This window comes from Corallococcus sp. AB030 (assembly GCF_003668965.1).
GTDB lineage: Bacteria > Myxococcota > Myxococcia > Myxococcales > Myxococcaceae > Corallococcus > Corallococcus exiguus.
In genome coordinates this window covers 1-16918 of sequence record NZ_RAWQ01000021.1, presented here as the reverse complement: position 1 = coordinate 16918, position 16918 = coordinate 1, and the positions used below count along the sequence as shown (strand labels likewise).

Below are 16918 nucleotides of genomic sequence, written 5' to 3'. Positions count from 1 at the left end.
CACGCCGGGGGCTGCTATCCTCCCGGGCGTGTCCCGTTTCGAAGCCCTGCTCGACGCGTTCTTCTACCGTCCGGACGAGGACGTCGGCGGCCTGCTGGACTTCGCCGCGGGCAGTGACGACCTGGCGCAGCCTCTGCTGGAGGAGGAGCCCGTCGAGTACCTGGCCTTCCGCCTGGAGGCGGAGTGCTACGCGGTGCCCATCCTCGCGGTGAGGGAGATCTGCAAGGTGCCGCTGCTCACGGAGATTCCGCGCGCGGAGCCGCAGCTGTTGGGCGTGATGAACCTGCGCGGGGAGCTGTTGCCCGTCTACGACGTGAAGCTGCGGCTGCGGCTGGCGGACGTGCCGCCACTGGTGGCGGGGCCGGACGCGGGCCTGCCGCCCCGGGCCTCGCGCATCCTGGTGCTCAAGACGGAGGACGGGCCCGCGGGCGTATGGGTGGACTCGGTGGCGGGTGTGGTGCGGCTCAAGCCGTCCATGGTGGAGCTGTCGCCCGCGGGGCTGCGGGGAGACCGGGACTGCGTGGCGGGGTTGGGGCGCAAGGGCTCGCAGCTCTACATCCTGTTGGATCCGGAGCAGGCGCTCGCCCCATGACGGACCCCGTGAACCTGATGGTCCGCCGACCGCGCGGCGAGAAGACCTCCGAGACGCCCTCGGCCGAGGTGCAGCTGTGCGCCTTCTTCGTGGGCAACGAGGAGTACGTGCTGGACATCATGCGCGTGGAGGAGATCCTCCCGCCCCAGCGCGTGATTCCCATCCCGCACGCGCCCGCCTTCGTGGAGGGCGTGCTGCACCTGCGCGGCGCGATGCTGCCCGTGGTGGACCTGCGGCGGCGCTTGCTGGGCGAGCCCGCGCAGGAGACGCGGCGCACGCGCCTGCTCGTGTGCCGGCTGGGAACGCGGCGCGTGGTGACGCGGGTGGACCGCGTGGCGGAGGTGCTGCGCGTGCGCCGGGCTGACATCAAGCCCGCGCCGGCGCTCATGGCCGGGGGGCGCACGCCGTTCGTGGTGGGCGTGTGCGGACCGCCGGAGCGGCTGAGGCTGCTCTTGGACTTGAAGGCGCTCCTGCGCGCGGAGCTGGAGCGCGACTCCCGCCCGCCGCCCGCTGGCTGAGCGCGCGTTTTCGGCGTGCGCATCCCGGCTTTAGGAGGGGGCCTCATGCGAGACCTGAGCGGGCACCGGAAGTCCCTGGGGTTCCTCTACCTGTTCGTGCACACGCTGATGCTGGCGGGCACGGGCGTGCTGGCGTACGTCACGGCCGCCCTGGGCTTCGTCGCCGCCGCCGGCAGGTCCGCCCCCGCGATTCCGGTGTGGGAGAACCCGCTCGTCCTCGCGATGGCGGGCATCTTCGTGGTGCTCCTGGCGGCGTCCATCGCAGGGCTCGCCCTGGGCCTGGGGCTCGTGCGCGGCCGCCCCGTCTCCAAGGGCCTGGCGACGTTGCTCGGCCTCGTGGCCCTGCCCACTTTTCCGCTAGGTACGGTGCTGGGCGTCTACTCGCTCTGGTTCTTCGGCCAGGAGGGCTGGGACGCGGACCTCCAGGAGGCCTGAGCGCGCCGCGTGTGGCGAAGGGTGCGAAGGTGAACGTTTCCATCCGGCGCAGGGCTGTCCACCTGCGGTGGGAGCAGTCTCGTGGGACGCGACTCCCCCGGCGGCTTCGAGCAGGATGGAGCCAAACCGAGCAACACGAGCCCCGAAGGAGGACGGCGGATGAGCGACACGGTGCGGTCCCCCGCGGGGCAGGAAGAGGCGCGGTATCGGGCATTGCAGGCGGTGGATCCGCGTGCGCCCGGAGCCCTGGAGACCTTCACCACCGGTCTGCATGACGAGAGCTGGCGCGTGCGCCACGCGGCGGCGGAAGGACTGCGCCACGTGCCGGATGCGCGGAGCGTCACCGCGCGGCTCATCTCCGTCCTGGGCAAGCGCGGCGAGACGGGCGCGCGCAACGCGGCGGCCGAGGCGCTGGCCGGAATGGGCCCGGTGGCGATCCCGCCGCTGGTGCACCTGCTGGAGCACGAGGATCCGGATCAGCGGAAGCTGGCGGCGGACATCCTGGGCCAGCTGGGCCGTCCGGAGGTGGAGGACGTGCTCCTGCGCGCGCTCTCCGACGACGACCTCAACGTGCGCGTGGCGGCCGCGGAGGCGCTGGGCCGGATGGGCGGGGACGCCGCGGCGCGGGCGCTGGAAGGCCTGCTGGACGCGCCCACGCCCCTGTTGCGACTGGCCGCGCTGGAGGGGCTCGCGTCGCTCAAGCGCGCGCCCCCGTTGGTGCGGGTGCTGGCGCTGGTCGAGGACCCGGGGGTACAGCGCAGCGCCCTGCGGCTCCTCGGCCTGTACCCCCCGGGCGTGTCCACGGAGCGCATCTGCCGGGCGCTGGCGTCGCCGGTGCGCTCGGTGCGCGAGGCGGCGCTCGTCGCGCTGGGGAAGCAGGCCGTGGGGCTGGGCCCGTACGAGCGCGGTGAGCTGGATGCCGTGGCTCGCTCGGTGCTGAGCGGCATCCCAGGTGTGACGGCGCATGTGGCGCAGGCCCTGGACGGCGATGATGTCCGGGTGCGGGCCGGCGCGCTGGTGGCGGCCGGAGCGCTGGGCGAAGCGTCGCTCGCGGTGGCGGTGGCGGAGGTGGCGCGCGAGGACCGGCTGTTGCGCGAGGTGCTCTTCACGCTGGGCCAGCTGGGGCCGGAGGGCCGTCGCCTGCTGCTCGGGAGCATGGGCACGCTGTCGCTGCCCGCGCGCACGGTGGCGGCCGAGGCGCTGGTGTTGCTGGTGGACTCGACGTCGGTGTCGGAGCTGTGCGCGCTCCTGGAGTGGGCGGAGGACGACCTGCGCGCGGTGGTGGTGCGCGCGCTGGGGCGCACGCGCTCGCCGGAGGCCGTGGCGCCGCTGGTGGAGCTGCTCTCGGACCCCGCGCTGTCGGGCATGGCGGCGCGAGCGCTGGAGCAGCTGACCGTGGCCCACCCGCTGGCGGCGCTGGCCGCGCTGGAGGAGGCGGTGGAGCAGCGCACGACGCCCGCGGCGGTGGCGGTGCTGGGCCGGTTGGGTGGAGCGCGGGTGCTGCCCGTGCTGCGGCGGATTGCTCGCGATGAAGACGCTTCCTGGCGCGCGGCGGCGGTCGAGGCCGCGGGCCGGGCGGACGGCGAGGCCGGCATGGAGCTGGCGCGCGGCGCGCTGGCGGACGAGTCCCCCAAGGTGCGCATCGCCGCGGTGCGCTCCCTGGGGCAGCAGGGCGGCAGGGAGGCCGCGACGTTCCTGGGGCTCGCGCTGAAGGACGAGGACCGCGGTGTGCGAGTGGCCGCGGTGGAGGCCGTGGGCGTGGCGGGCGCGAAGGAGCGCTCGCCGGACCTGGAGGCCCTGGTGCGCCACGGCGATGGTGCGCTCGCGATGCTGGCGGTGCGCGCACTGACGAAGCTGGGCACGGTGGGCGCGGGCGTGCTGTGGGACGCGCTCAGCCATCACGACGCGGAGGTGGTGAAGGCGGCGTTGGCGGCGCTGGGGTCGGCGGAGGCCTCGGCGGATGGGGCGGCGCTGGCGGTGTCGCTGCTGGGGCATCCCCGCTGGGACGTGCGGGCGACCGCGGCGCGCGTGCTGGGCGGGCTGGGGCGGCCGGAGTGCCTGCCCGCGCTCGAGCAGGCGATGGCGGTGGAGCAGGACGCGCTGGCCCAGGTGGCGCTGGCGGAAGCGGTCGTCCGGTTGTCGGGGCGCTGAGGAGAGGACTCGGATGCCACGCTTCGACGAGGGCCGCCCGGAGATGACGCTGGAGGAGTTCCGGCTGCTGCGCGACCACGTCTACGCGCACTGCGGAATCCTCATCCACGAGAACATGAAGTTCGTGATGGAGCGCCGGCTGTGGCCCCGGCTGGAGGCGCTGGGGATCCAGGACTTCGGCTCCTACCACCGCTACCTGCGCTACGACGCCCAGCGCAGCGCGGAGCTGGAAGCGGCGGTGGAGTCCCTCACCACGCACGAGACGTACTTCTTCCGCGAACCCGCGCAGCTCAAGGCCTTCTGCGAGGAGTTGCTCCCCATCCTGGAGAAGCGCAACGCGCACACGCGGCGGCTGCGGCTGTGGTCGGCGGGGTGTTCCTCCGGTGAGGAGGCGTACACGCTGGCCATGCTGCTCAAGGAGAGCGGCCGCTTCGACGACTGGGACGTGGAGGTCCTGGGCACGGACCTGTCGCGCCGCGTGCTGGCCGTGGCCCGCCGCGCCGAGTACGGCCCCAGCGCCCTGCGCGCGACGCCGCCGGACCTGCTGGAGCGCTACTTCGTGCCCGCGGGGGTGAACCGCGTCCGCGTGCGCGACGACGTGAAGGCGTGGGTGAACTTCGGTCACCACAACCTGTCGGACGTGGCGGGCAGCCAGCTGGTGCCGCGCTCGGACGTCGTCTTCTGCCGCAACGTGATGATCTACTTCGACCTGGCCGCGCGCCGCCGCGTGCTGGGCGTCATCCGCGACCGGCTCTGTCCCGGGGGCTACCTGCTCCTGGGCCACGCGGAGAACCTGCTCAGCCTGGGCGCGGACTTCGAACTGGTGCACCTGAAGGGCGACCTCGTCTACCGCCGGCCCGAGCTTCCGGGCGGGGAGGGCCGCTGATGGGACGCCCGCTCACGGTGCTCGTCATCGACGACTCGGCCACCAACCGCCGCACGCTCACCACGCTGCTGGAGTCCTCCCAGGAGGTGATGGTGCTGGACTGGGCCCAGGACGGCGAGGAGGGGCTCAGGAAGGTCCTGGACCTGAAGCCCGACGTGGTGACGCTGGACCTGGAGATGCCCCGGCTGGGCGGCCACACCTTCCTGCGGCTGCTCATGCGCGCGGCGCCCACGCCCGTCATCGTCATCTCCAGCTACGCGCACCGCTCGGACGTGGGCAAGGCGCTGGAGCTGGGCGCGTTCGACTTCATCGCCAAGCCGCCCCAGGTCACGCCAGCGGCGCTGGAGCACCTGCGGCGCGAACTCATCGACAAGGTGCTCGCGGCGCGCCACGTGAAGGCCGGGGGACGCCACGGGGCCGCGCCGCGCGGCGTCGTGCTGTCGGGGGAGGTGCCGCAGATCATCGCCGTGGGTGCGTCCACGGGCGGGCCTCCCGCGGTGCAGCGGCTCCTGGAGGGACTGGCCACCGAGCCGACCGTCAGCGTGCTGGTGGGCCAGCACATGCCGTCGCAGTTCACCAAGGCCTTCGCGGAGCGGTTGGATCGCATCGGCCCCTTCACGGTGAGGGAGGCGTGCGAGGGCGACATGGTGAAGCCGGGCCACGTCTACATCGCGCCGGGAGGTCGCCACCTGTTGCTGTCCGACCGCACCGGGCGCCTGGAGCTGCGCACGCCGTCGCCCGTGCCCGCGGACAAGTACGCACCGTCGGTGGACCGGCTCTTCGAGAGCGCGGCGGACGTGCTGGGACCGCGCGCGGTGGCGGTGGTGCTGACGGGGATGGGAGCGGATGGGGCGCAGGGCGTGCGCGCCGTCCACCGCGAGGGCGGCGAGACGTGGGCCGAGTCCGAGGACACGGCGGTGGTGTATGGCATGCCCAAGGAGGCCATCGCCACGGGCGCGGTGAGCCGGGTGCTGGCCCTGGACGCCATCGGGACGGAGCTGGCCGCGCTGGTGCGCCGCCGACGGCAGTCCGGCGGGCAGTGAATCGCTGGCTGCATGACAGCCGCCGCACAATCCCAGGCCGGACGGCGTGCGGGTGCTAGGCTGGTGTCCATGTCGCAGCAGATCCGCGCGCTGGTGGTGGATGACTCGCAGGCCATGCGCCGCAGCATCATGTACGCGCTCCAGCGCCTGGCCGGGGTGGTCTGCATCGAGGCACAGGACGGCGTGGAGGGGCTGAAGAAGCTCTCCACGCAGGGCCGCTTCGACCTGGTGATGACGGACATCAACATGCCGTTGATGGACGGGCTGAAGCTCATCCACCACATCCGCCAGACGGAAGAGCACCGGGCGGTGCCCATCGTCGTGGTGACGACGGAGGGCGCGGCGGCGGACCGCGAGCGGGCCATGGCGCTGGGAGCCACGGCCTACCTGGTGAAGCCCGTGCAGGCCCGCGTGGTGCTGGACACGGTGAAGGAACTGCTGAAGCTCGGCTGAGCTTCGACAGGAATCCCAAGGGCACGCATGGAACCGGCGCTGGACGTCGAAGGGCTGGAGAAGACGTACGGCGCGGTGCGGGCAGTGCGCGGCCTGTCCTTCCAGGTGGCACCGGGCGAGGTGCTGGGGCTGGTGGGGCCCAACGGCGCGGGCAAGACGTCCACGCTGCGGTGCCTGGCCGGAATCCTTCCGGCCTCCGAGGGGCGCGTGCGGGTGGCGGGCTTCGACGTGGCGCAGGCGCCGGTGGAGGCGAAGCGCCAGCTGGCCTTCCTCCCGGACGAGCCGCGCTTCTTCGAGTATCTCACCGTCTGGGAGCACCTGAACTTCACCGCGCGCCTCTACGGCGTGGAGGATTGGGAGGAGCGGGGCCGCGAGCTCCTGGCGGAGATGGAGCTCACGGGCCGGGAGAAGTCACTGCCGGGTGAGCTGTCGCGGGGCATGAAGCAGAAGCTGTCCATCGCGTGCGGCTTCCTGCACCAGCCCCGGCTCATCCTCCTGGATGAGCCGCTGACGGGGTTGGATCCGCTGGGCATCCGCCGCATGAAGGCCTCGCTGCGCCGCCGCTCGGAGGAGGGCACGGCGTTGGTGCTGTCGTCGCACCTGCTCCCGCTGGTGGAGGAGCTGTGCCACCGGCTGCTCGTCATCGCCGGAGGGCGCGCGGTGGCGCTGGGTTCGCTGGCGGAGATTCGCGAGCAGATGGCGGGCGGAGCCGGGGACGGCGCGTCGCTGGAGGAGCTGTTCGTGCGCATCACCAGCGCGGCGTCGGAGGAGGCGGAAGCGCGGGGGAACGAACCGGCGTGAGCTTCCCGAGCGCGGTGGCGTTCCTCTGGGTGAGGACGTGGCGCAACCGGCTGGTGCGCCAGGTGCAGCGGCTGAAGCGTCCGCGCTACCTCCTGGGCGCGCTGGTGGGGCTCGCGTACCTGTACTCGCTGGTGGGGCGCAGCGTCTTCGTGCAGGGCACGGGCCGCGCGGTGGCGCCCAACGCGAGGCTGTTCGCGGAGTTCTCGCTGGAGGTCTCCGTGCTGGGCACGCTGGTGACGGCGTGGGTGCTGGGCGCGGACCGGCCCGCGCTGACCTTCACGCAGACGGAGGTGCAGACCTTCTTCGCCGCGCCCGTCACGCGCAAGGCGCTCCTGCACTACAAGCTGCTGCGCGGCCTCTTGAGCGCGATGCTCGCGGCGCTGGCGGCGACCCTCTTCGTGGGGCGCTTCACCAGCCCCCAGCCGGTGCTCTTCTTCCTGGGCGCGGCGCTGGCCATGGGGACGCTCTACCTGCACGGCACGGCGGCGTCCTTCGTGCGCGCGTGGCTCGTGTCTCAAGGGCGCTGGGGCAGCGTGGTGCGGTGGGCGATCGTGGCGGTCGTCATGGTCGCGGGGATGGGCACGCTGCTGTCCACGCTGCGCGACAACCCACTGCCGGAGAACCTCTCCGCACCCTTCGCCGTACGCGAGTGGTTGCGAGATGTGCTCAACGCCCCCGGGCCCCGAGCGGTGCTGTGGCCGGGCCGGGCGCTGGTGGCCCCCGCGATGGCGCGAAGCTGGGAGGGCTTCCTGCGCTACCTGCCCGCGTCGCTGGCGCTGTTGGTGGCGCACTACGCCTGGGTGCTCGCGGTGGAGGTTCCCTTCGAGGACTCCGCGGTGGCCGGGGCGGAAGCGCGGACGCGGCGGCGGGCACAGCGGGCAGCGCGCTCGGGCAATCTGCGCGTGGGCCGGGTGCCCTTCGTGCTGAAGGCCCGGGGGCGTCCAGAGGTCGCGCTCCTGTGGAAGAACCTCATCGCGCGCAGGCGCATGGGCAGCGGGCTGGCGATGCTGCTGTCCTTCGGGGTACTGGGCGCCGTGTTCGCGCTGGTGATGGGGGACACTCGGTTGTTCTCCAACAGCCGTGAGTTCCTGGGGCCCATGGCGCTGATGGTCGCGGTGGCCATGGCCGTGATTGGCCCGAGCGCATTCCGCACCGACCTGCGCATGGACCTGCCGAAGCTGGATCTCTTGCGCGCATTGCCGCTTACGGGGCGGCAGGTGGTGGGCGCGGAGCTGGCGGCGTCCGCGCTGACGTTGGGCGTGGCGCAGTGGGTGATGTTGCTCGTGGCGCTGGTGCTGGGCGTGGGCGCGGATGATGTGACGCTCGCGCCATGGTCCGCGCCGGTGGTGCTGGGCCTCTTGTCGGTGTTGCCGGCGCTGGGCCTGGCGGGGCTGTTCGTGCAGAACGCGGCGGTGGTGCTGCTGCCCGCGTGGATTCCGGCGGACTCCGAGCGGGCGCGCGGCGTGGAGGCGCTGGGCCAGCGGCTGCTCACGCTGGTGGGCACGCTGGTGGTGACGTTCCTGGGACTGTTGCCGGCCGCCGTTGTAGCCCTCCTCGTGGGCTATCCGCTGTTCACTGTCATGGGGCGCTGGGCGGTTCCGCTCGCGGGGCTGGCGGCGGCGGGAGCACTCTTCGCGGAGGTGGCGCTGGGCGTCGCCGTCCTGGGCCGCGCCTTCGAGCGGCTGGACGTGTCGGAAGAACAGTCGAACGAAGCGTGAACGCGAGCACGAAGGGAGCATCTCCATGAAGGTCGGCTTCATCGGGTTGGGGAACATGGGCACGCCCATGGCGAAGAACCTGGCCGGCGCGGGCCATGAGCTCGTCGTCTGGAACCGCACCGCCTCCAAGGCGGATCCGCTGAAACAGCAGGGCGCGCGCGTGGCGAAGACGCCCGCGGAGGCCGCCCGCGACGCGGAGGTCGTCGTGTCCATGCTCGCGGATGATCACGCCGCGGAAGAAGCCGTGCTGGGGAAGGACGGCATCGTCAGCGCATTGCCGAAGAGCGCCGTCCATGTCTCCTCCAGCACCATCTCCGTCGCGTTGTCGGAGCGCCTGACGAAGGCGCACACGGACGCGGGGCAGGGCTACGTCTCCGCTCCCGTCTTCGGCCGGCCAGAAGCCGCCGCGGGCAAGCAGCTCTGGGTGGTCGCCGCGGGCCCGAAGGCGCAGGTGGAGCGGGTGCGTCCGGTGCTCACGGCGCTGGGGCGCGGCCTCACGGAGCTGGGGGAACGGCCGTCCGCCGCGAACACGGTGAAGCTGTCCGGCAACTTCCTCATCGCGTCGATGATGGAGGCGCTGTCGGAGTCCTTCGCGCTCGCGGAGAAGTGCGGCGTGGAGCGCGCCGCGTTCCTGGACGTCTTCAAGTCCGTCTTCGCCAAGGCGCCCATCTTCGAGAACTACGCGGGCGCCATCGCGAAGGGGCAGTACACGCCCGCGGGCTTCGCGCTGCGCCTGGGCCTCAAGGACGTGACGCTGGCGCTCGAAGCGGGAAGGGCGGCGGAGGTGCCGCTGCCACTCGCGAGCCTGCTGCGAGACCATTTCCTCACCGGCGTCGCCCAGGGGCGCGGCGATGAGGACTGGTCCGCGCTCGGCGCGCTCGCACAGGAGCGCGCTGGCATCACGAAGAAGGGCTGAAAAGACGAAGGGCCTCCCGTGGTTCGCGCCACGGAAGGCCCTCTCTGACTTCACTGCGCGTTGGCGCTGACTAGAACGTGGCGGAGCCCGGCACGCGCGGGTAGGGGATGGCGTCGCGGATGTTCTGCAGGCCGCACATGTAGACGATGAGCCGCTCGAACCCCAGGCCGAAGCCCGCGTGCGGCACCGTGCCGTAGCGGCGCAGGTCGCGGTACCACTGGTAATGCGCGGGATCGAGGCCGAACTTCCTCATGCGCGCGTCCAGCACGTCCAGGCGCTCCTCGCGCTGGCTGCCGCCGATGATCTCGCCAATGCCCGGGGCGAGCACGTCCATCGCGGCCACGGTCTTCCCGTCCTCGTTGATGCGCATGTAGAAGGCCTTGATGGCCTCCGGGTAGTTCATCACCACCACGGGCCGGCCCACGTGCTCCTCGGTGAGGTAGCGCTCGTGCTCCGTCTGGAGGTCCTTGCCCCACTCCGGCGCGTACTCGAACTTCTTCTTCGCCTTCTGGAGGATGGAGACGGCGTCCGTGTAGTCGATGCGCTCGAAGCTGGAGCCGATGAACTTCTCCATCCGCTCCGTGACGCCCTTCTGCTGGCGCTCCTCGAAGAACTTCATGTCCGGCGCGCACTCGTCCAGCACGGCCTTGAACACGTACTTGAGGAACCGCTCCGCCAGCAGCGCGTCCTCGTTGAGGTCCGCGAAGGCGATCTCCGGCTCAATCATCCAGAACTCGGCCAGATGCCGCGTGGTGTTGCTGTTCTCCGCGCGGAACGTGGGGCCGAACGTGTAGACCTTCGACATCGCGAGGCAGTACGCCTCCACGTTCAGCTGCCCGGACACGGTGAGGTAGGCCTCCTTGCCGAAGAAGTCCTTGCCCCAGTCGATCTTCCCGTCCTGACCACGCGGCGGGTTGTGCGCGTCCAGCGTGGACACGCGGAACATCTGCCCGGCGCCCTCCGCGTCGCTCGCGGTGATGATGGGCGTGTTCACCCAGCAGAAGCCTTCCGAGTGGAAGAAGCGGTGCACCGCCTGCGCCGCCGCGTTGCGCACGCGGGTGATGGCCCCGAAGGTGTTGGTGCGCACTCGCAGGTGCGCCACCTCCCGCAGGAATTCCAGCGAGTGCTGCTTCGGCTGGATGGGGTAGGTGTCCGGGTCGTCCACCAGCCCCAGCACCTGCACCTCATCCGCCTGGATCTCGAAAGCCTGGCCCTTGCCCTGGGACTGCACCAGCGTGCCCCGGCAGATGACGGAGGCGCCCGCGGTGAGGTGCAGGATTTCCTTCTCGTAGTTGGGCAGCGAATTGGGCGCGACGACCTGGATGGGGTCGAAGACCGACCCGTCGCTCACGTTCACGAAGCTGATGCCCGCCTTGGAGTCGCGGCGCGTCCGCACCCAGCCGCGCACCTCCACCTTCGAGCCCGCTTCGACGGCCCCCGACAGGGCCTTCTTCACACTCACGACCTGCATGGTGCTCTCCCTCTGCTCCAGACCGGGAAGGCGAGTTAGTCGTGCCCGGCCCCAAGGGCAAGCACCGAGCGAAGCCTGGCCCCGGCCCGGGGCCTGCCGGGTCCCCGCCCATCCGGGTTTCCCGGTCAGGGCCCCGGGGCCGCCAGCCGTCCAGGCTTTCGACGCGCCAAGACTTGTTGCCCGCGTGTCCTACCTCCCGCTAAGAGACCGAGAAGCCATGGCGATGAACGAGCGTTACGAGCCGCAGTCGATTGAAGGAAAGTGGCAGACCCGCTGGGAGCAGGAGGGCCTCTTCCGGGCAGGCAGGCGCCCGGATGCCCCGAAGAAGTACGTCCTGGAGATGCTGCCGTACCCCAGTGGCCAGATGCACATGGGGCATGTGCGCAACTACCTCATCGGGGACGTCTACGCGCGCTACTACCAGATGCGCGGCTTCGACGTGCTGCACCCCATGGGCTGGGACGCCTTCGGCCTGCCGGCGGAGAACGCGGCCATCAAGGACGGCGTCCACCCGGCCATCCGCACCCGCGAGAACATCGAGTCGTTCAAGGCGGAGATCAAGACGCTCGGCTACAGCTACGACTGGACGCGCGAGGTCAACACCAGCCAGCCGGAGTACTACCGCTGGAACCAGTGGTTCTTCCTCCAGATGCTCGAGCGCGGGCTCGTCTATCGCCGCTTCAGCAAGGTGAACTGGTGTACCGGCTGCCACACCGTCATCGCCAACGAGCAGGTGAAGGACGGCCGCTGCGAGCGCTGCGACTCCGAGGTGCAGGACAAGGAGATGCCCGAGTGGGCGTTCCGCATCACGAAGTACTCGCAGGATCTGCTCGACGCGCTCGACACGCTCAAGGAGTGGCCGGACCGCATCACCTCGGCCCAGCGCAACTGGATTGGCCGCTCGGACGGCGCGGAGGTGGACTTCCGCGTGCAGGGGCATGACGCCGCCCTGCGCGTCTTCACCACCCGCGTGGACACGCTCTACGGCTGCACCTACGTGGTGCTCGCGCCGGACCACAAGCTCGTGGCCCAGGTGACGACGGCGGACCGCCGCGCGGACGTGGACGCGTTCGCGAAGAAGATGGCCGCGCAGAACAAGACGGAGCGGCTGGGCGAGGACGCGGAGAAGGAGGGCGTCTTCACCGGTGGCTACGCGCTGAACCCGGTGACGGGCCAGCCGGTGCCCATCTGGATCGCCAACTTCGTGGTGAGCGACTACGGCACCGGCGCGGTGATGAGCGTCCCGGCGCACGACGCGCGCGACTTCGCCTTCGCGCGCAAGTACTCGCTGCCCGTGCGCGTGGTCATCCAGCCGGCGTCCGGCGACAAGCTCGGCGCCGGTGAGACGCTCGACGCGGCGTACACGGAGGACGGCGTCCTCGTGGACTCCGGTGACTTCACCGGCATGCCTTCGGCCGAAGTGCGCGTGAAGCTGGCCGCGAAGCTGGAGTCGCAGGGGCAGGGCAAGGCCACGGTGACGTACCGCCAGAAGGACTGGGGCTTCAGCCGCCAGCGCTACTGGGGCACGCCCATCCCCATCGTCTACTGCGAGAAGTGCGACCCCGAGCGCAAGGGCATCCCCGTCCCGATGGAGCAGCTCCCGGTGCGGCTGCCGGACATCGACACGCAGGCGGTGCTCACCGGCAAGGGGGAGCCGCCGCTCGCGAAGGTGCCGGAGTTCGTCAACGCGACCTGCCCGAAGTGCGGTGGCTCCGCGCGCCGGGAGACGGAGACGATGGACACCTTCGTCGACTCCTGCTGGTACTTCGCGCGCTACCTGTCGCCGAAGTACGACGTGGCGCCCTTCGACCCGAAGGAGGGCCAGCGCTGGCTGCCGGTGGACATCTACGTGGGCGGCCCCGAGCACGGCGTGATGCACCTGCTCTACTTCCGGTTCTGGACCCGGGTGATGAAGCTCCTCGGGCTGTCCCCGGTGGACGAGCCTGTGACTCGGCTGATCACGCAGGGCATCGTCAACGGCGCGGACGGCCGGAAGATGGGCAAGCGCTACGGCAACGGCGTGGCGCCCAACACCATCGTGGCGAAGTACGGCGCGGACACCGCGCGCACCTACGTGCTCTTCGCGGGCCCGCCGGAGCGCGACTTCGACTGGTCCCACGAGCAGGTGGAGGGCGTGTTCCGCTTCCTCAAGCGCGTGTGGACGCTGGCCGCCACGCACCACGCTTCCTCGGCGGAGGCCACGTACTCGGGCCCCTACGAGGGCAAGGCGCTGGAGACGCGCCGCGCGGCCCACAAGTGCCTCAAGCGCGTGACGGAGGCCATCGAGCGCCTGTCCTTCAACACCGCCGTCGCGGGCGTCATGGAGTGCGTGAACGCGCTCTACGCGGTGGGCACGCCGGAGACGCCCGCGGAGAAGGCGGCGATGGGGGAGGCGGTGCGGCTGCTCGCGCGCATCCTCACGCCCCTCGCGCCGCACATCGCGGACGAGCTGGCGGAGGCCTACGGCGCGAAGGCGTCCACCGTCACGGAGTCCTGGCCGGAGTTCGACCCGGCGCTGGTGGTGGACGACGTGATTCCGTACGCCGTGCAGGTGAACGGCAAGCTGCGCGCGGAGGTGCGCGTGGCGGCGGACGCGAGCGAGGCGGATGTGCGCGCGGCGGCGGAGGCGGACGACAAGGTGAAGGCCGCCCTCGAAGGCAAGACGCTGCGCAAGTTCGTCTTCGTCCCCAAGCGGCTGGTGAACTTCGTCGTCGGCTGACGGCGGGAGGGAGGGGCGGTGCCCGCGGAAGTGCTCGTCATGTGCTCCGCCTGCGGGCGCCCCCAGACGGCGGCCCGGCGCCGCTGTGCCTTCTGCAACGCGGAGCTGCCGGAGGCGCCCCTGCCGCCCCGGTCTCCCGAGGCTTCGGAGTCGCCCGCGCCGTTGCCGGGCGTCTCCCCTTTCGCGCTGGACCTGGGCAACCGACGCGCCCTGGCGGTGAACGACACGCAACTGTCGTTCCAGGGGCGCCCGGGCGGAGGCCCGACGCTCGAGGTGCCCTGGGCGAGGGTGCGGCGGCTGGAGTGGCGCACGCGGCCCTACTTCGAATCGCTGGGGCTGCTCGCCTTCACAGCGCTGGGCCTCTTCTGGGCGCCCACGCAGGCGGTGCGGATCATGGCCTTCATGGCGGGCGTCATCGGCCTGGGGCTCGCGGCGCTGTACCGCCACCATGGCCTCACGCTGGAGCTGGATGACGGCACGCGGATGCAGTGGCCGCTGGGCATGGCGCTGAAGGGCTCGGCCCGCGAGGCACGGCTCACCGCGGCTCGCGACACGCTGGCGGCTGCCGGACGCATGCGAGGAGTACCGCTGGCCGGCTCCGGCGCTTGAGGGAGCCCGCGCCGCGGGACAACGGGCCCGGTCTCGAAGCCGCGCCGCTGGCCGGCCCCGGCGCTTGACGGAGGATCGCGGCCGGGTAGGGTGCGCGCCCATGCGGCCCTCGAGGAGCGCGGTTCAGGTGGGTGCGGTGAAGGCGTTCCGGTGGGGCGTGGTGGCCGTGGCGATGCTGGGAGCCGGGTGCGGCTACCGCTTCAGCCCGTGGGGCTCCGCGCTGCCAGAGGGCACGGGCCAGGTGTGCGCGCCCATCTTCGCCAACGAGACGCCGGAGCCCGCGCTGGAGAACCTCTTCACGCGCTACCTGCGGCAGCAGCTCATCGAAGCGGGCCGTCTGGCCAGCGCTCCGAACTGCACGTCCACGATTGAGGGGGCGGTGCTCAACGTCTGGGCCTCCCCGACCATCATCGGCAACAACTACCGCGTCTCCACCACGGTGCGGCTGCGCCTCGTCAAGGAGGGGCAGCTGCTCGGGGAGACGGTGGTGTCAGGGACCGAGGACTACCTCCAGGGACGCGGAAACGTCCTGGAAGCCGAGGCCAACCGTCAGGCCGCGCTGGCGCGCCTGGCGGAGTTGCTCATGCGCGACGGGTACGATCGGCTGGCCAGCACCTGGTGAGGACCGGGGAGCCCGGTCCTCAACGCGCGGTGGTGCTACGGGACGACTAGGCCTTCTTCTTCGCGGCGGCCTTGGCCAGCCGGGAGATGCGGCGCGCGGCGGTGCGCTTGTGCAGGACGCCCTTGCTGGCCGCCTTGTTGAGGGACTTGGAAGCCGCCTTCAGCGAGTCCGTCAACTTCGAACCGTCCTTGGAGGCAATGGCCTCGCGGGCGGACTTGACGGCGTCCTTCACGGACGTCCGGACATTCACGTTCCGGGCGCGGCGCTTCAGGGACTGGCGGTAACGCTTCTCTGCAGACTTGGTGTTCGCCAAGGCAATGCTCCAGCGGAAGGCAAGGCAAGGAAAAAGAGGGGCCGTCCTTACTGCGACGCCCCCATTGCGTCAAGGCACGCGTGCGATCGCGATCAGGATTTCCAGTTCCGGAACCCCCGGAGGCCTCCGGAATGCCTCCCGGGGCCCCATCGACGCCTCACGCCGGAAGAATCATGCCGGAGGGGCGGCGTATTCCCACCGCAACCCGGCGGGATCCACGAACTGGAAGCCCGCCTCGGTGTTGGCGCACGGCACCAACCGTCCCGGATGGTGGGCCCGGAACAGCTCCAGGAGCCGGGCGACCCCCCCGAAGGAGGGGGCCTCCAGGGTGAGGGCTACTGCGGACGCCGCCTGTCCCTGGACACCCGGCATGAAGACGAGCCCCAGGCCCGCGCCCGTGTAGGCCGCCGTGCCATCCGTCGTCCGGGTGGGCGTCCAGCCCAGCCAGGAGGCCAGATCGTCCCAGAAGGCCTTCTGGGCCGCCACGTCCGGCACCGCCAGGCGCAGGGTGGCCACGGACGCGCGCGGCGGGTGGCTGGGCGGGGGGAGCGCCTTCTCCACGGCCTTCGCGGCCTGCCAGTGGCGCTCCATGTGCTCGAGCGTGGCGCCACCGAAGGGGACGTTCTCCTCGTGCAGCTTCGCCTCGATGTACTGGAAGCGCGTGACGAAGCGGCGCGTGGCCATGCGCAGCGCGTCCTCCGCGGGCGTCTTCACGAAGCGCGCGAGGTTCGCGAGCGAGAACAGGACGTCCCCCAGCTCGTGCTCGATGGCGTCCCGGCCGCCTGACGCGATGGCTTCGTCCAGTTCGCGCAGCTCCTCGTCCAGCTTGCCGCGCACCCCGGCCAGGTCCGGCCAGTCGAAGCCGATGCGGCTGGCCTTCTCCGTCAGGCGCTCCGCGCGCAGCAGGGACGGGGCCGCGGTGGGCACGCCGTCCAGCACGGAGCCCGCGCGCCCGGTCTTCTTCTTGCGCTCCTCCGCTTTCAGCTGCGCCCAGTTGGCCAGCACCTGCTCGGCGCCGTTCACCTTCACCTGCTGATCCCCGAACACGTGCGGGTGCCGGCTGGTGATCTTGTCGCTGATCGCCGCGCAGACGTCCGCCATGGTGAACTCGCCCAGCTCCGCCGCCAGCTGCGCGTGGAAGACAATCTGGAAGAGCAGATCCCCCAGTTCTTCACACAGCGGGCGCCACGGGCCGCCGTCGGAGACGCGGTCCATTTCATCCAGGACCTCGAACGCCTCCTCGGTCAGGTAGGGGCGCAGCGAGCGCAGGTCCTGTTCGCGGTCCCACGGGCAGCCTCCCTCGGCCCGAAGAAGCCGCATGATCTCCACCAGTCGTTCCAGCTCGCTTCCAGGCGCCGCCATTCATTCACTCCCGAGCAATCCCCCCGCCACGGGATCCTGTAGCACGGGCGGAAGGCACCACATGATTTCGGATCGTCCAGCCTGTCGCCTATCATCGGACGTCCGGATGCTCCGCTCGTTCCTCGGCCTGTGTTGCAGCCTCGTGCTGCTTGTCCCCGCTCGCGCCCCTGCGTTGATGCAGGAGCCGCTCCTGCGCATCGAGGAGAAGGTCATCGAGCCGGAGCCGGACCCCAGCACCTTCCAGGCCACGGAGGATGATCCGGTGGAGGACACCGGCTCCGAGGAGGCCGACGAACCGGAGCCCGAGCC

Annotated in this window: 17 protein-coding genes; 14 read left to right on the top strand and 3 right to left on the bottom strand. The window is 71.2% G+C overall.

Going from position 1 to position 16918, the window contains the following annotated elements:
• The first annotated feature begins 28 nt into the window (after nt 1-28).
• From D7Y15_RS07790 to D7Y15_RS07745, 10 genes are all read left to right on the top strand, one after another.
• Entirely contained in the window at nt 29-592 is a 564-nt protein-coding gene (locus D7Y15_RS07790; protein ID WP_120576288.1) for a chemotaxis protein CheW, read from the top strand.
• Nucleotides 589-1110, top strand: coding sequence for a chemotaxis protein CheW (locus D7Y15_RS07785; RefSeq protein WP_120576287.1), 522 nt, complete (start codon nt 589-591; stop codon nt 1108-1110). The genes D7Y15_RS07790 and D7Y15_RS07785 overlap by 4 nt, the downstream gene beginning before the upstream one ends.
• A gap of 45 nt (nt 1111-1155) precedes the next feature.
• Nucleotides 1156-1545: a hypothetical protein gene (locus tag D7Y15_RS07780; RefSeq protein ID WP_121752167.1), complete on the top strand. Its 390-nt coding sequence runs from the start codon at nt 1156-1158 to the stop codon at nt 1543-1545.
• Nucleotides 1546-1704: 159 nt separating this feature from the next.
• Complete coding sequence (locus tag D7Y15_RS07775) at nt 1705-3696, top strand: HEAT repeat domain-containing protein (protein WP_121752166.1); 1992 nt, start codon at nt 1705-1707, stop codon at nt 3694-3696.
• A gap of 13 nt (nt 3697-3709) precedes the next feature.
• Nucleotides 3710-4582: a protein-glutamate O-methyltransferase CheR gene (locus D7Y15_RS07770; RefSeq protein ID WP_180945998.1), complete on the top strand. Its 873-nt coding sequence runs from the start codon at nt 3710-3712 to the stop codon at nt 4580-4582.
• A complete protein-coding gene (gene cheB, locus D7Y15_RS07765) occupies nt 4582-5625 on the top strand; it encodes a chemotaxis-specific protein-glutamate methyltransferase CheB (RefSeq protein ID WP_121752165.1) in 1044 nt (347 codons plus the stop codon). Before D7Y15_RS07770 ends, cheB begins: the two co-directional genes overlap by 1 nt.
• A gap of 69 nt (nt 5626-5694) precedes the next feature.
• Nucleotides 5695-6078 carry a response regulator gene (locus D7Y15_RS07760; RefSeq protein WP_120576283.1) on the top strand — a complete coding sequence of 128 codons (384 nt, stop codon included), beginning with the start codon at nt 5695-5697 and terminating at the stop codon, nt 6076-6078.
• Nucleotides 6079-6105: 27 nt separating this feature from the next.
• Nucleotides 6106-6879 carry an ABC transporter ATP-binding protein gene (locus D7Y15_RS07755; protein ID WP_121752164.1) on the top strand — a complete coding sequence of 258 codons (774 nt, stop codon included), beginning with the start codon at nt 6106-6108 and terminating at the stop codon, nt 6877-6879.
• Nucleotides 6876-8597, top strand: coding sequence for a putative ABC exporter domain-containing protein (locus tag D7Y15_RS07750; protein WP_121752163.1), 1722 nt, complete (start codon nt 6876-6878; stop codon nt 8595-8597). Before D7Y15_RS07755 ends, D7Y15_RS07750 begins: the two co-directional genes overlap by 4 nt.
• A 25-nt stretch (nt 8598-8622) precedes the next feature.
• Nucleotides 8623-9513, top strand: coding sequence for an NAD(P)-dependent oxidoreductase (locus tag D7Y15_RS07745; protein ID WP_120576280.1), 891 nt, complete (start codon nt 8623-8625; stop codon nt 9511-9513).
• 70 nt (nt 9514-9583) lie between these two features.
• On the opposite strand, the gene asnS is transcribed toward D7Y15_RS07745, so the two are convergent.
• Entirely contained in the window at nt 9584-10984 is a 1401-nt protein-coding gene (asnS, locus tag D7Y15_RS07740) for an asparagine--tRNA ligase (RefSeq protein ID WP_120576279.1), read from the bottom strand.
• A 217-nt stretch (nt 10985-11201) separates the two neighbouring features.
• Here asnS and leuS point away from each other — a divergent pair, with 217 nt between their 5' ends.
• The 3 genes from leuS (at nt 11202) to lptE (ending at nt 14934) form a co-directional block, all read left to right on the top strand.
• Nucleotides 11202-13703, top strand: coding sequence for a leucine--tRNA ligase (gene leuS, locus D7Y15_RS07735; RefSeq protein WP_121752162.1), 2502 nt, complete (start codon nt 11202-11204; stop codon nt 13701-13703).
• Between the two features lie 18 nt (nt 13704-13721).
• Nucleotides 13722-14312 carry a hypothetical protein gene (locus tag D7Y15_RS07730; protein WP_120576277.1) on the top strand — a complete coding sequence of 197 codons (591 nt, stop codon included), beginning with the start codon at nt 13722-13724 and terminating at the stop codon, nt 14310-14312.
• 100 nt (nt 14313-14412) lie between these two features.
• The gene (gene lptE / locus D7Y15_RS07725; RefSeq protein WP_120576276.1) at nt 14413-14934 is read left to right on the top strand and encodes an LPS assembly lipoprotein LptE; all 522 of its coding nucleotides are present in this window, start codon (nt 14413-14415) and stop codon (nt 14932-14934) included.
• A 46-nt stretch (nt 14935-14980) separates the two neighbouring features.
• Here lptE and rpsT read toward each other — a convergent pair whose 3' ends face one another.
• On the bottom strand, nt 14981-15247 hold the full coding sequence (gene rpsT, locus D7Y15_RS07720; protein WP_120576275.1) for a 30S ribosomal protein S20: 267 nt from the start codon (nt 15245-15247) through the stop codon (nt 14981-14983).
• Between the two features lie 171 nt (nt 15248-15418).
• The gene (gene mazG / locus D7Y15_RS07715; RefSeq protein ID WP_121752161.1) at nt 15419-16609 is read right to left on the bottom strand and encodes a nucleoside triphosphate pyrophosphohydrolase; all 1191 of its coding nucleotides are present in this window, start codon (nt 16607-16609) and stop codon (nt 15419-15421) included.
• A 106-nt stretch (nt 16610-16715) separates the two neighbouring features.
• Here mazG and D7Y15_RS07710 point away from each other — a divergent pair.
• The coding region (locus tag D7Y15_RS07710) for a hypothetical protein (protein ID WP_199745896.1) at nt 16716-16918 on the top strand (203 nt) is incomplete at its 3' end.

Excerpts from the sequence above, each read along its gene's own strand:
- D7Y15_RS07785 (WP_120576287.1), top strand. The coding sequence starts at position 589 with ATGACGGACCCCGTGAACCTGATGGTCCGCCGACCGCGCGGCGAGAAG.
- D7Y15_RS07780 (WP_121752167.1), top strand. The coding sequence starts at position 1,156 with ATGCGAGACCTGAGCGGGCACCGGAAGTCCCTGGGGTTCCTCTACCTG.
- D7Y15_RS07775 (WP_121752166.1), top strand. The coding sequence starts at position 1,705 with ATGAGCGACACGGTGCGGTCCCCCGCGGGGCAGGAAGAGGCGCGGTAT.
- D7Y15_RS07770 (WP_180945998.1), top strand. The coding sequence starts at position 3,710 with ATGCCACGCTTCGACGAGGGCCGCCCGGAGATGACGCTGGAGGAGTTC.
- cheB (WP_121752165.1), top strand. The coding sequence starts at position 4,582 with ATGGGACGCCCGCTCACGGTGCTCGTCATCGACGACTCGGCCACCAAC.
- D7Y15_RS07760 (WP_120576283.1), top strand. The coding sequence starts at position 5,695 with ATGTCGCAGCAGATCCGCGCGCTGGTGGTGGATGACTCGCAGGCCATG.
- D7Y15_RS07755 (WP_121752164.1), top strand. The coding sequence starts at position 6,106 with ATGGAACCGGCGCTGGACGTCGAAGGGCTGGAGAAGACGTACGGCGCG.
- D7Y15_RS07745 (WP_120576280.1), top strand. The coding sequence starts at position 8,623 with ATGAAGGTCGGCTTCATCGGGTTGGGGAACATGGGCACGCCCATGGCG.
- asnS (WP_120576279.1), bottom strand. The coding sequence starts at position 10,984 with ATGCAGGTCGTGAGTGTGAAGAAGGCCCTGTCGGGGGCCGTCGAAGCG.
- leuS (WP_121752162.1), top strand. The coding sequence starts at position 11,202 with ATGGCGATGAACGAGCGTTACGAGCCGCAGTCGATTGAAGGAAAGTGG.
- lptE (WP_120576276.1), top strand. The coding sequence starts at position 14,413 with ATGCGGCCCTCGAGGAGCGCGGTTCAGGTGGGTGCGGTGAAGGCGTTC.
- mazG (WP_121752161.1), bottom strand. The coding sequence starts at position 16,609 with ATGGCGGCGCCTGGAAGCGAGCTGGAACGACTGGTGGAGATCATGCGG.